General features: G+C 65.1%; 15 protein-coding genes. 7 read left to right on the top strand and 8 right to left on the bottom strand.

Translation table 11 applies throughout. From position 1 onward, the window contains the following. Positions 1-38 precede the first annotated feature (38 nt). Positions 39-878: an alpha/beta hydrolase gene (locus tag A5779_RS07745; RefSeq protein WP_064880544.1), complete on the bottom strand. Its 840-nt coding sequence runs from the start codon at positions 876-878 to the stop codon at positions 39-41. A 114-nt stretch (positions 879-992) separates the two neighbouring features. Here A5779_RS07745 and A5779_RS07740 point away from each other — a divergent pair, with 114 nt between their 5' ends. From A5779_RS07740 to A5779_RS07730, 3 genes are all read left to right on the top strand, one after another. Next, positions 993-1,559, top strand: coding sequence for a TetR/AcrR family transcriptional regulator (locus A5779_RS07740; RefSeq protein ID WP_064880542.1), 567 nt, complete (start codon positions 993-995; stop codon positions 1,557-1,559). Positions 1,560-1,629: 70 nt separating this feature from the next. Beyond that, positions 1,630-3,114, top strand: a complete 1,485-nt coding sequence (locus A5779_RS07735; RefSeq protein WP_064880540.1) for a flavin-containing monooxygenase — start codon at positions 1,630-1,632, stop codon at positions 3,112-3,114. Positions 3,115-3,130: 16 nt separating this feature from the next. Further along, on the top strand, positions 3,131-3,400 hold the full coding sequence (locus A5779_RS07730; RefSeq protein ID WP_004571515.1) for a DoxX-related protein: 270 nt from the start codon (positions 3,131-3,133) through the stop codon (positions 3,398-3,400). Here the strand turns inward: A5779_RS07730 and A5779_RS07725 are convergent. Beyond that, positions 3,367-4,614, bottom strand: coding sequence for a TetR/AcrR family transcriptional regulator (locus A5779_RS07725; RefSeq protein WP_064880538.1), 1,248 nt, complete (start codon positions 4,612-4,614; stop codon positions 3,367-3,369). The two genes, A5779_RS07730 and A5779_RS07725, sit on opposite strands and share 34 nt — an antisense overlap. Before the next feature lie 96 nt (positions 4,615-4,710). On the opposite strand from A5779_RS07725, the gene A5779_RS07720 reads away from it, so the two are divergent. From A5779_RS07720 to A5779_RS07710, 3 genes are read left to right on the top strand one after another with little or no spacing between them, the layout of a single operon-like run. Then, entirely contained in the window at positions 4,711-4,935 is a 225-nt protein-coding gene (locus A5779_RS07720) for a hypothetical protein (RefSeq protein ID WP_064880536.1), read from the top strand. 13 nt (positions 4,936-4,948) lie between these two features. After that, a complete protein-coding gene (locus A5779_RS07715) occupies positions 4,949-5,275 on the top strand; it encodes a hypothetical protein (protein ID WP_064880534.1) in 327 nt (108 codons plus the stop codon). A 30-nt stretch (positions 5,276-5,305) separates the two neighbouring features. Next, a complete protein-coding gene (locus A5779_RS07710; protein WP_110777009.1) occupies positions 5,306-7,054 on the top strand; it encodes a DUF222 domain-containing protein in 1,749 nt (582 codons plus the stop codon). 35 nt (positions 7,055-7,089) lie between these two features. Here A5779_RS07710 and A5779_RS07705 read toward each other — a convergent pair whose 3' ends face one another. The 4 genes from A5779_RS07705 to A5779_RS07690 form a co-directional block, all read right to left on the bottom strand. After that, positions 7,090-7,725 (bottom strand): hypothetical protein, encoded by a 636-nt coding sequence (locus A5779_RS07705; RefSeq protein WP_064880532.1) that lies wholly within the window; start codon positions 7,723-7,725, stop codon positions 7,090-7,092. Further along, positions 7,722-8,399, bottom strand: coding sequence for an Rv1363c family protein (locus tag A5779_RS07700; protein WP_236734681.1), 678 nt, complete (start codon positions 8,397-8,399; stop codon positions 7,722-7,724). Before A5779_RS07700 ends, A5779_RS07705 begins: the two co-directional genes overlap by 4 nt. Before the next feature lie 104 nt (positions 8,400-8,503). Next, on the bottom strand, positions 8,504-8,965 hold the full coding sequence (locus A5779_RS07695) for an Rv2576c family protein (RefSeq protein WP_330220062.1): 462 nt from the start codon (positions 8,963-8,965) through the stop codon (positions 8,504-8,506). Further along, on the bottom strand, positions 8,955-9,287 hold the full coding sequence (locus A5779_RS07690; RefSeq protein ID WP_174554334.1) for a hypothetical protein: 333 nt from the start codon (positions 9,285-9,287) through the stop codon (positions 8,955-8,957). The genes A5779_RS07695 and A5779_RS07690 overlap by 11 nt, the downstream gene beginning before the upstream one ends. A gap of 190 nt (positions 9,288-9,477) precedes the next feature. On the opposite strand from A5779_RS07690, the gene A5779_RS07685 reads away from it, so the two are divergent. Further along, positions 9,478-9,990 carry an Rv2253/PknI dimerization domain-containing protein gene (locus A5779_RS07685; protein ID WP_110777007.1) on the top strand — a complete coding sequence of 171 codons (513 nt, stop codon included), beginning with the start codon at positions 9,478-9,480 and terminating at the stop codon, positions 9,988-9,990. Positions 9,991-10,076: 86 nt separating this feature from the next. On the opposite strand, the gene A5779_RS07680 is transcribed toward A5779_RS07685, so the two are convergent. Continuing rightward, the gene (locus A5779_RS07680; RefSeq protein ID WP_064880530.1) at positions 10,077-11,645 is read right to left on the bottom strand and encodes an MCE family protein; all 1,569 of its coding nucleotides are present in this window, start codon (positions 11,643-11,645) and stop codon (positions 10,077-10,079) included. After that, complete coding sequence (locus tag A5779_RS07675) at positions 11,645-12,880, bottom strand: MCE family protein (protein WP_064880528.1); 1,236 nt, start codon at positions 12,878-12,880, stop codon at positions 11,645-11,647. The genes A5779_RS07680 and A5779_RS07675 overlap by 1 nt, the downstream gene beginning before the upstream one ends. Positions 12,881-12,903 lie beyond the last annotated feature (23 nt).

Genomic DNA, 12,903 nt, shown 5'->3' with positions numbered 1-12,903 from the left:
CCACCTTGAGATGACAGAGGCCCGCGGTGGCGAGTCGGTCAGACCTTCTTGATGAAGTCGAGTGCCTTCTCGGCCACTTCGTGCCAGCCGCTGTCGATCACGAGCGAATGCCCACGGCCGGGAATCTCGACGATCTCGGTGACATTCGGGTTCTTCTTCTGCCGCTTGAACGCGCCGTTGGCTACCGCCCACGGGACGGTGTTGTCCATCTCCCCCGAAATGATCAGCAGCGGACCGCGATCCAGGTTCTTGCTGTCCACCTTGGTTTCCGAGGCGGGGTTGAAGTTCCCCAGCGCGGCCTGGAACAGCGGTATCGCGGAGCCGGCGACCGAGTACTCGTCGTAGAGCCGATTCGACTCTCCCTCGGAGAGGGCATTACCGAACGAGAAACGGAACTGGCTGCGGGTCAACGGAACCGCGCGGCCATAGTTGAACGGATTGCCGATGACGGGGAACGCCGCCCGCAGCGCCGACACCGGAAGTGCCAGCACACCACGCCCCGGGGCCGGGTCGATGGCGACCGCAGCCTTGGCCAGCCCGAGGCCGGCGAGTTTCTGGGTGATCAACCCGCCGAACGAGTGACCGATGATGATGGGTTTGCGGTCGAGCTGTCGGATCACTTCGGCGTAGTGGTCGGTGATCTCGGCAACCGTTTTGCCCGCGAACACCGACGGGTCGCGGTGCGCCTCGGCCACAGTCTCGGGATCATCCGGCCAGCTCGGCGCGAGCGTCACGTACCCCCGATCCTCGAACAACGCCCGCCAGGCGTCCCAGCTGCTCGGCAAGAGCCACAGGCCATGGACGAAAACGACAGGTTGGGCGTCGGAAGCATTGGCACGTTGCAGTTCGGCCAGTTCGCGGGCGGTGATAGTGGTCATTGCGATCTCCTGGTACGTAGAAAGAACGGTCGTTCTCCCCCTGTAACCGCTGGGGTCGGCAGACTGTTCCCGAAATAAGAAAGAACGTTCTGGCCCGCTCGTATCATCGAGGACATGACAGCATCGGCACCCGCCTCAGCGGCTCGGGAGCGCTTGTTGCGCGTCGCCACCGAGCTGTTCTATCGCGAGGGCATCCACTCGGTCGGGGTCGACCGCATCCTCGCCGAGGCCAAGGTCACCCGCGCCACCATGTACCGGCATTTCAAGGGCAAGGAGGACCTCGTCGAGGCATATCTCGCAGCCGAGGACGCCACGATCCGCGGTTATTTCGCCGAGGCCGCAGCCCACGCCGGGCCCGACACCGACATGCTCGAGCTGGTAATCGAGGGCATCGCCGAGGATGTCGCCCGCTACCACACGCGCGGCTGCCCCTTCATCAACGCCGCTGCCGAGTACCCCGACCCCGACAGCCGGATCCGGCGGCTCATCACCACCCACCGCGACTGGTTCCGCGGCGCGCTGGAACAGGCGGCTGCCGGCCGGGACAAACCCGATGAGATCGCAGCATCGCTGGTACTGCTGCGCGATGCGGCCCTGGTCGGCGGGTATCTCGACGGGATCGACATGGTCAAGCCGGCTTTCATGCGAGCCGCGCGCCAGGCCGCGCACATCGACAGGTAGCCCGGCGTCCGACGTCGATGCCCGGCGCACCCTCGACAAAGTACCCGGTACCTGCGGTACTGTTTGCAGCATGAGCCCGGGGGAATTCGAGGCGGTGATCGTCGGCGCGGGATTTGCCGGCATCGGTGCCGCCATCCAGCTCAAACGGCTGGGCATCGAGAACTTCGTGATCCTGGATCGCGAGGATGATCTCGGCGGCACCTGGTACGTCAACCACTACCCCGGCCTGGCCGTCGACGTGCCGACCACGACCTACTCGTATTTCTTCGAGCCGAACCCGAACTGGTCGAGGTTGTTCTCCACCGGCACCGAGATCAAGCGGTACGCCGACGACGTCGCCGACAAGTACGACGTGCGCCGCCACATCCGGTTCAACACGACCGTCGACGGCGCCCACTGGGACGAAGAGGCTTCACTCTGGCGAGTATCCGTAGCGGGTGGCGAGACCTTGAACGCACGCTTTCTCCTCACCGCCACCGGCTTCCTGTCGCAACCCCACACGCCTGACATCCCCGGCATCGCCGACTTCACCGGCAAGGTCATCCACACCACCGACTGGGACGACGACTACCGGCCCGACGGCCGTCGTATCGCGATCATCGGCACCGGCGCCACTGCCGTTCAGCTCATCCCGGAGCTGGCTCGCAAGGCTGCTGACCTGACGGTGTACCAGCGCACCCCGATCTGGGTCGTGCCCAAGATCGACCTGAAGTTCTCCGCTGGGGTCAAGGCGCTGTTCGCCAGGGTGCCGCTGACCCAGCGGGCCGTGCGCGCCGTTACCGACGCCATCTACGCGTTCATGGTCGACACGGCCGTGCTCAAGCACCGGTACTTCCGTCGGTTCAACATCGCCGCGGCCGACCTGGCCAAGCTGCACCGGTTCGCCTCGATCCGCGACCCCGAATTGCGCCGCAAGCTGACCCCTGACTACGACTTCGGTTGCAAGCGCCCGACGTTCTCGAACGGCTACTACCGCGCCTTCACCAAGCCGAATGTCCACCTGCAGGCCGACGGCATCGAACGCATCGATGCCCGGGGCATCGTCAACGCCGACGGCACCCGGACCGACATCGACACCCTGGTGCTGGCGACGGGGTTCGATCTGTGGGAGGCCAACTTCCCTGCCATCGAGGTGATCGGGCGTGATGGCCGCAACCTCGGCAAGTGGTGGCGGGAAACCCGGTTCCAGGCTTACCAGGGTGTATCGATGCCGTACTTCCCGAACTACTTGAGCCTGGCCAGTCCGTACGCGTTCCTGGGTCTGAACTTCTTCAACACCATGGAGTATCAGATGCATCTGATGGACCGGTTGTTCGGCGAACTCCGGCGCCGGAAGGCGGCGACGTTCGAGGTCACCGAACAGGCCAACGCGCGCTATCTGGACCGGATGACGGAGTTGCTGGGTGACTCGTTGTTCACCCTCGGTAACTGCGCATCGGCACGGTCGTACTATTTCAATCCGAGTGGCGAGGCAACGCTGCTCCGACCGATGACGACCCGCCGGGCCGTCACGGAAGCTTCACGATTCCCGTTGAGCGACTACACATTTGCCTGATCAGAGAGGATCACACATGGCAGAGGGCAAGAACTCCAAGCTGGTCAAGCTCGTCGGCCTCAGCGTGGCCGGCGCCGGCGTCTCACATTTTGTGAAGCCGCAGCTGTTCGAGTCGATCACCAAGCCGGCGTTCCCCAAGGACACGCAGAAGCACATCTACACCAACGGTGGTATCGAGACCGCGATCGGCCTGGGCCTCCTGCTCCCCAAGACGCGCAAGCTGGCCACCATCGGCACGCTCGGCTACGTGGCCTACCTGGCCGGCAACGCCGTGCGTAACCGGTAACGGCCCAGCAGCGTCATATCGACCATGACCGCGACGACGGCTCGGGCCTGCTCCGAATTCTGATAATTCATGAGCCGGCCCAAGTCGATCACCAACGCCATCGCCGCATGAACGGCGAAGCGTGCCTGACCCGCACTCCACCGCGGGCGTACCGGCATGACCACCTCGACCCACGATTCCACCGCCGCCCGCTGAAGGTCGCGCAGGATCTTCTGGTCGGCGGGCGTCATGTTGAGGCGTTCGGTGTAGTAGACGTAGTCGAGTTCGGGGTGGTCGAACGAGCGGGCCACGTAGTCGTCTATGAGCGCGCCCAGAGCCTGCTCGGGATCCGTTGCCGCGCCGAGCACCTCGGCCATGTCGGAAGACAACCGGTCGGCGGCGCGACGGAACCCGGCCGCCAGGATGTCGGACTTGCCGGAGAAGTACCGGTAGATCCCCGAGGCAGGCATGCCGACCGCGGCGGCGATGTCCTCCATGGTGGTGTCGCGGTAGCCGTTCTGATTGAACAGCCGCATCGATTCGGTCAGCAGCGCTTCGTATTTCGTCGTGCTCACGACGGGTGGCGGTGTCACCGCGGGGCTGGTCGCGTTGGGAACCTCCGGCAACTCGGCGGCCAGCACGGTGTCGCAGATGTCGGCGAGCAGCGTGCGGATCTGACCGGCGGGCAGCTTGGACCGGTGGTCGACGACGCTGCCGATCACGCCGAGCACCGCAGTCGACAGGGTCCAGCGGGCGTGCGAGCTCAGCTCCGGCCGCAATTCCATCAGCGGCCGGTGAATCCGTCGGTGCACGGTGCGCACCTGCGCGTCCAGAGTGCTCTGGTCGTCGCCGCGCAGATAACGCGCCTCCCAGCGGTACAGCCCGCCGGATTCGCGATTGACCAAGGCGGTGTCGCTGAGCGCGGCGACGATGAGACGCAACCGCTCCCGCGGATCCCCGTCGGCCTCGTCTGCGAACGCGGTACCGTCGACCAGTTGCTGGCTGAGGTTGAGCACGGCGTCGCGGAACAATTCGTACTTGCTCGAATAGTGCCGGTACAACGCGGCCGCGGAGATCCCGACCCGCGAAGCGATGGCCTCCATGCTGACGCCGTGATAGCCCAGCGCGCTGAAAGACTCCGCCGAGGCCCGCGCTATCTGCGCCTTTCGGTCTTTGGGTCGACGCCGCACAACACTGGCACCACTGTCGATCGACCGGGGCGAGATGCGCGCCATTCCGTCACCATAACGGACCGAAGTGCCGGGTCAAAATGGTAATCCGGCAGAGAATAGGCGTTAACATAGACGGCGTTGAGGCCGGATGGGGGTCGCGTGTTTGCCAAGTTGCGGAGGTTGCTGGCCTACCGCGTCGCACTCGGCGAACTCATCGTCGTCGCTGTCGTGCTGGGAGTGCCGTATCTGTTGATCGGCACGGTCTGGTCCGGTACGCACACCGATCACCTGCCCTCGATGGGCGGCCTCGACGCCGTGGTGTCTTTTCTCGGGTCGATCGTCTCGTGGCCGGTGCTGTTGTTCACCGACGTCTGCATGACCTGAAGGGGGAAGAGAAGTGAGTTTTCGCGCCGTCTACATCGGAATCGCCGGGGCCGTGGTGTTGGGAATCGGGCTGTATCTACTGAGCCTGCCGGTCTACCTCGACGACTTCGATCAGTTCGGAATGCAGATCCCCTGCGGCTCCGGATATTCGACCCACCTGGTGCAGGCCAACGCCGCCGGCGCGGAGTACGCCGACAAGTGCGGGTCGGCTGTGCTGACCCGCAGGCTGTGGACCATCCCGATCGTCGCAGTCGGGGCCCTGGCCCTGATCGCGGTGCTGTTCCGGGCCGCCACATCCTCTGCGCACGAGACGCTGCTGCCCAAGCACGACTCGCACTAGTGCGCGCTGCCCGCACTTGTCGGTGGTCGAATGTATGTTCGATTCATGGAGGCGGGTGCGGTCCGGGCGGTAGCGGGGTTACGCGCGGCTTTCGATGCGTTCGCCGGGTGTGATTTTGAGTCGTTGACCCGGTCTGGGCTGGTGGCGGTGCTCGACGAGTACGAGGAACTGCTGTGTCAGCTGCCTGCTGTGGGGCATCGGCTGCTCGCGCAGTTGCAGGCCGAGGCCACACCTCGGGAGTTGGGTGCCAAATCCTGGAATGAGGTGCTGCGGATCCGGTGGCGGCTATCGACCGCTGAGGCCGGCCGGCGATTGGGTGAGGCCGCCGAGTTGGGGCCGCGGCGTTCGTTGACCGGGGAATCCTTGCCTGCGGTGTTGCCGGTGGTGGCTGCCGCGCAAGGTGCGGGGTTGATCACCGCCGATCACGTGAAGGTTTTGCGTGATGCGGTGCACCGGCTACCGGGATTCGTCGACCAGGTGACCCGCGAACAGTTCGAAGCCGACCTGGTGCGGGTCGCGGTCGGGGTGGGTCCCAAAGAACTCAAAGACACCGCCGAGTTGCGCCTGTTCCTGCTCGATCAGGACGGCCCCGCACCTGATGACACCGAACGGGCCCGCAAACGCGGGGTCAGTGTCGGCAAGCAGGGCCGCGACGCCATGACCCCGTTGACGGCGAACCTGACACCCGAAGCGGCTGCGGTGTGGGAAGTGCTGTTCGCCAAGTTCGCCGCGCCCGGGATGTGCAACCCCGACGACGAGCAGCCCTGCACGTCGGGCACCCCCACCCAGGCCCAGATCGACAATGATCAGCGCAGTTTGGCTCAGCGTCAGCACGACGCGTTGGTGGTGATCGGGCGGATCGCGTTGATGACGGATCTGGGTCAGCTCAACGGGTTACCGGTGTCGATCATCGTGCGTACCACCTTGCAAGACCTGGAATCGCGTGCCGGGATCGGGGTCAGCGGGGGTGGGACGAAGATTCCCATCCGCGACGTCATCCGCATGGGTGCTCACGCCAGTCATTACTTGGCGGTGTTCGATCGGGCCACCGGGGCGGCGTTGAACTATTTTCGGGCTCGGCGTGTCGCCAGCCCGGCTCAACGCATCATGCTCATCGCCCGCGACGGGGGCTGCACCAAACCGGGCTGCACCGTCGGTGTCTATGGCTGTCAAGCTCATCACGGCGAGGCTGACTGGGCTGCCGGCGGGAACACCAATGTCGACGTGATGGCGCTGGCGTGTGGGCCCGACAATCGGCTGGTCGATGACGACGGCGGCTACAGCACCACTATCACCGCCGGCGGTGTCGTGCAGTGGCACCCACCGCCAGAGCTGGATCACGGCCAAAACCGCATCAACTACCTTCACCGCCCCGAACTGCTGCTCACCCCACCCGGGAATCAGCCGGAGCGTGAGCCCGACCCCGACCTCACGCCCGAACCCGACCTGACACAGCCACCGGCACCCGACCTCACCCGCGAGCCCCAACCCGAGCCCTACCCCGAGCGGGACCTGGACTGGGACCCGCAGTGGGACCTGAAGTGGAATCCCGACTGGGACCGCCAGTGGGACAACGACTTCGCCCCACCCCCACCCCACCCGGACTGCCTCTGGGACACCGACCCGTTCGCCACGGACCCGTCACACCCAGACCTGTCCGCCCCAGAACCGGCCGACCCCCGACTCCCACCCGCATGGGACCTACTCGACCACCCCGACCCATGGCAACGCATCGACAACCACCGCACCGCCGGAGGCAAGGCAGTACGAGGACCCTAACTGGGTATTACAACCGGGGCCGGCGAGCTCGTCCGCTAGATCGGGTTGAACGACGAGATCAGCCAGCCCCCATCGATTTTCGTGAGCCCGACCTTCACAGCGCTGGCGGCCTGTGCCGGCTCGGGGTTGTCGCGGCTGGTTGTCGCCTGGTTCAGATAGACCAACACCTCCGCGGTGTCGGACTGCACGGTGATCGGAGCAGCGCGAACAACCGACGCAGTGGCGCGGATGTCCTTCTCCTTGGCCGCCGGCGCGACGAACTTGTTGGCGAACTCGCTGTAGTAATCCAGGAAGTCGCCGGTCAGTTTGGATTTCGCCGTAGCGAAGTCCTGATCCAAACTGTCTGGCGCATAGGACAACAGCGCCACTGAACCTTCAGAGGCCGCATCGACCACCGTCACAGACGCTGCGGCACTCCCGTGGTCGGCGCGGTACACGCCGAAATATAGCGCTGCCGCCGAGCTCGCCGAGGCCAGCAGTAGGCAGACGACGGCGATCGGTCGCCACCGCCGGGCAACGCGATGGATCCACCGGTCCTGATCCTGTGGAGTCTCCTCGAGGCTCGCGTCGACTTCGGCGGCCTGCGGCTCCTCGGGGATTGATTCGTTCTCCGAAGGGATTTCGACGTCAGATTCGGTGGCGGTACTTGGTTGTGCTGTGCTGGTATTCACGGGACGAACTCCACCTTCGACATCTTGATCTGGCCCCCGTCTCGGACCATCGTGACGCTCAGCCGCCAGTTGCGCGGCTGCTGATTGGCGCCGGCCGAGTTGCTGACCGTGGTTGCGGTGCTGACGAGGACGACTGCGGAGTCCGCGTCCATCGACTGGACAGCCGTGGCCTTTGCCGTGGCCTTCGTCGTCGCCTTCGAATCCTGCGCGGCTCTCACCAGGTCCTCGGCCGACGATTCGATGTCCTCTTTGAACTGTCCGGTCGAGTTGTCGACGATCTGCTTGACGTTCTCCTCCGCCTTGGCACTGTCGATCGACATCAGGGTGACTGCGGCTTGCGAGGCCGCCGCCGAGAATTCCGCGCGGCGCTGCTGCTCACGGTCGGTCTGCTGGTGAAACCAGACCAGGTATCCGCTGGCAGCCAGCAACGCACCGCTGACAAGGATGGCGACACCGGCGAGCACCGTCGCGAGTTTCGGTCGCCATCCGCGTTTTTCGTCCGAAGTCGGTGGCTGGTCTTCAGTATCGTCCACGTCCGAAGGGTTGGCCTGACCTGGCAACTCCGCGTCGTCGTGCAGCGGTGAATCGTCGTCGCTCAGCGGCGAGTCGGTGTCGTCGACGTCATCGAGCACGGTCGGCTCAGTTTCCTCGTCGGGGCGGATGAGTAACCGCATAGTGCACCTCCGGTTGGTCTCGGCCGCACGCTAATGCGGCCGGAACCGGCGGCGACGGCGGTGTCCCACCCAGCGGACAAATCCGTTCTGACGGATCGGCACCATCACCAATTCCGCAATGAGCACAACGCCCCTTTGGGTCCGGCAGCGCGGTGGACGACAATCCCGTCGACGGCCAGCTCACAACGCAGAGTCTGGCTGGGTTGCGGAGCCAAGCCTGCCGTGGTGACGGTAACCATGGCCCATTTCATGGGGTCGGCGAGCATCGTCTCGCGAATCCAGGGCTTGCCGGGCTCAAGCGTCAGATCGTCCCTGGGACTGAACTCGTAGGGATTGTGGCTGTAGTCGGCCCACGTCGGCGGGTCCACCTCGCGGAAGTAGATGCCGACCGTCGTCGGCTGCTCCGCGGTCACCGTGTAGGTCACGCGGTGGGGCGCCGGCTCCTCGTCGGCGTATGCCGGGGTCGCCACGGCCGTACCAGCGCCCAGACCGACCACGAGAAGCGTGCTGACGGTGCCTGCGCGCCAACGCTTCAACACTGCGCGGTCCCGCGAATCACAGGTCACCACGAAGCCACCTGCTCGTTCCATCGCTCGACACACAGCTCAGAAACAGCCCGTCGGGCGCCTGTGCGACGGTGTTCTCGAAACCTGTGCATGGCGTGTTCTCCTCGCGAATACCTTTGAGCGGCGGCGACCGGAAGTAGCGCGGCTCGTAACGGCGCGGCGACCCACAGAACACCACCCGGCCCCAGGAGGTGGTGCCGAAGACGTAGTACGCGGTGTCTGAGCACGGCGCGCCGAGCACGACGCCACCGGTGATCCCGGGTACGCATGAGGGTTCACTGCAGCCGACAGGTTCTGCGCCCGCCGGCGACGGAGCGATCATCGTCGCCGCAACGAGCAGTCCTGCCGTGGCTACCACCGGTATTCGCACGTACGACACTGTGGCACGGCTGAATCCGGCCGCCGGCTCATGGCCCACTAGGTGGGACATTGTCCGTCAGAAGACGGAAGAAGTTGCACAGTGAACACTGCCGCGGCGACAACCGGTGGCCGGCGTACAGAGGAGTTTGGTCATGCGGGTGTCGAGTGCGTTCATTGGGGCGGCGGTGCTCACCGCCACCGGGGTGGCCGGCTTGTGCAGCCCGGTTGCCGCGGCATCTCCGAGTTGGGGCCTCAACGGCACGTACACCGCCACGTCGAACGGCGAGTGGGCGAAAACGAATGACATCTTCCACGACGAGGCCAGCATTCGTGGTACCTGGACGATCTCCACGACGTGCAGTTATCCCAGCGAGTGCACCGGCACCGTCGACACCGACTGGGGATGGAGCGCGCCGATCTACAAGAAGAGCGGCGTCTGGTTCGTCAAGAAGACGGTCGACAACTGGCAACCGTGCGGGGACGGCACCGCTGGTCCCGGCCTGCAGGTATACCGCTTCTTCCCCTCGAACGCGGACGCCACCGCAACCGATCCGGCGTCGACGACATTGCTGGGCGAGGACTCGACCACCGGCGTCAGCGGGTCGTGTGGCAGTAGCAGGGTCGTCTTCATCACGATGCCGTTCAAACTCGTGAAAACGGCCTGAACGGAGAGCTTCTCAGCTACTCGGTCAGGTAATGCCAAAGCCCCCGCAACGGATTCCATTGCGGGGGCTTTGACATTCACGGGCAATCAGGTGGTGAACAGGTCTTTCCACGTCGGGTCGCCGGTCGGCGGCACCAGATCGGTCTGCCGGTACACCTTGCCGTCCGGTGTAGCGTACCGCCCCGTGCGCGGATCGTAGGTGGCGATCGCAACCGACGGACCATGAGATCCATTGGGAGTGAACGCACTCGGTGCCATCATCGGCGCATCCGGGCTGGACGGCACCGCATCTGCCGGCGGTGTGACAGGCGCCTCGACAGGCCCTTCGGCAGGCGCGGCAGGCGGCGGCATCGGGGTGCCCTCGACCGGTCCGTGGATGGCCCCGTCCCGATCGACCCGCGAATCCGGCGCTATCCCCTGTGCCAGCAGATTGGGATCGATCGGGTACGGGCCGAGCGGGTGCTGTCGCATCGCCAGCGGCTCGTACGGCCGGTCGCTGTCGCAGATTTCGACAGTGGGAGCACGTTTTCCGGGTTTCCCCATGCACGGGTAGTTGCGCGCTCCGCGGACACCGATCGGCGAGTCCTGCGGCAGTTTGCAGTACAACCCGTCGGGAGTGTCGATGTCGCTGGTGTCCTCCGGAGATCGCCAGGCCGACGGCGGTAGGAATCCGACGGTGCATGCAGGCGGATCTCCGATGTTGAGGGTGAAGTCTCCCAGCGACATTCCAACCGGGTTGTTCTTCGGCGCACCGTAGGACTGTGTAGAGGCCACGACCGGGGGCAGCAGCACCAGCAATTGCTCCAGCGAGGGGTGATAAGTCACCCCGACCTGACCCAAGCTGGTGAGGTTGGCGAGCAACAGAGGCAACGTGGGTTTGACTTGATTGAACAAGCGGGATGCCTCGTCCGCCGTTCCCGGCCCGTCCTTCAGCAGGGTGCGCACGTGCTGGTCGTCGTCGGCGACCTGCTTGGTTATTCCGGCCATGCTCCGGGCCCAGGTGCGGATCGCATCGACCGACTCGGCCTGCCCGTCCAGTAAGGGTGCACCGTCGTCGATGAGCGCCCGGGACTGATCGGAGGCAGCATTCGCCTCGTTGATCAGTCTCGACGAGGAGTCCAGCAGCGCCCCCATGTCATTTCCAGTCCCGTTGAAGGCCTTGAAGGTTTCGTCGAGCAGCGGGCTGATCTTGTCCTTGGGGATGCTGCCCATGAGTGAACTGACCTGATCGAGCATCGGCCCCACGGCTTGGGGAATCGACGTGCTGGATGCCGGGATGACCGACCCGTCGTGGAGATACGGTCCCGAGTCGTTTCGGGGCTGCAGATCGACGTACTGCTCGCCCACTGCCGACACGCTGAGGACCGCGGCGTGCAGGTCCGCGGGCACCTTGGGTGACGTGTTCAGCGACAGTGTGGCCACCGCTCCATCACGGGTGGGCCGCACCTCGGTGACCTTCCCCATCTGTACGCCGCGGTAGGTGACGTTCGAGAACTGGTACAGCCCACCGGTTCCGGGCAGTTGCAGGGTCACCGTCATCCGCCCGATTCCCAACAGGGTGGGTGCCTGCATGTACACGATGCCCATCAGAGCCATCCCGATCACCGACGCCACCGCGAAGATGACCAGCTGAATTCGCACGAAGCGGGTGAGCATCAGTTGCCACCTCCGTTCGGCGCTGCTGCAGGGTCGGAAGGCGGCGTTACGGCCGACGGATCGGACTGCCCTTCGTCAGGAGCCGGGTCGACCAGCGGCGGCATCGTGGCCACTGCGGGTGGTGGTGGAGTCAATGGCATGTTCAGGGGATCCTTGGTGTAGTTCGAGAACCAGGGATCGCCGGGCGCCGGCGTCAACGGTAGGCCCTCCTGGCCCCATCTGGTCCCCAGGAACAACCCTCTCTTCAGTCGCGGGACGGTGAAGTCGAAGGTGATGAACTGGTTGAGGTAGTCCCCGCGAATCGCCCGGTCGATGAAGTTCTGCGGATAGGGGAAAGCCGGTGCGTAGGCCAACACCGTGCCCAGATTCGGACCGACGTCGGCCAGTGCCTTCACCGTCGGTTCAAGGTTGCGCAGGTTGGTCAGCAGGTCGTCCCGCGTCGCATGGACGAGCTTGGTCGCGGTGTCGCTGAACTGACCGAACTTTTCCAAAGCCGTGGTGATGCGCGGGCGTTCCTTCACCAGGACGTCCAAGGCGGGCGGGATCCGTTGCAGCGCCGTGGTGATCACCTCTTGCTGTCCGGACAGCGTGCCCGCCAACCGGTTCAGTGCCGTGATCGAAGCGTTGATGTCGTCGCGCTGGTTGGCGAACATCCCGACGATGTCGTCGAGCCGGGTGAGTAGATCGCGAATCTGGTCTTCGCGGCCGCCCAGCGCGGCGTTGAATTCGGTGACCAGGTCGCCGATCTTGCCCAGACCACCGCCGTTGACGAGAACCGACAGCGACGACAAGGTCTGTTCGGTCGACGGATAAGTCGAAGTCTGGTCGAGCTCGAGCGTGGCGCCCGGCGACAGCCGTCCTGACGGCGACTGCCCCAGCGGGGGGTCGAGTGCGATGTGCATGGAGCCCAGCAGACTGGTCTGACCGACGGTGGCGACTGCGTTGGCCGGAACGACGACGTCGGGCTTGACCGAGACCTCCACGTCCGCGTGCCAGCCCTTCACCACCATGCGGGAGACGCTGCCCACGATGACATCGCCGATCATGACAGGCGAATTAGCCTCCAGCGTACCAATATTGGCCAGCTCAACATGATAGGTCGTGGCGTCAGCCCCGCGTCCCACCGTGCCGGGCAGCGGCAGCGAATTCAGTCCGTGGAACGCACAGCCCGTCAGGGACGCCGCTGCGCAGGCAGCTGTCACGGTCAGGCGCGTCAATGACCTCCGAGCGCTCATGGGGTGCCTCCTGGGGCAGGGGG

The organism is Mycolicibacterium peregrinum (genome assembly GCF_001665625.1).
GTDB classification, from domain to species: domain Bacteria; phylum Actinomycetota; class Actinomycetes; order Mycobacteriales; family Mycobacteriaceae; genus Mycobacterium; species Mycobacterium peregrinum_B.
This window is presented reverse-complemented; position numbering and strand designations above follow the sequence as displayed.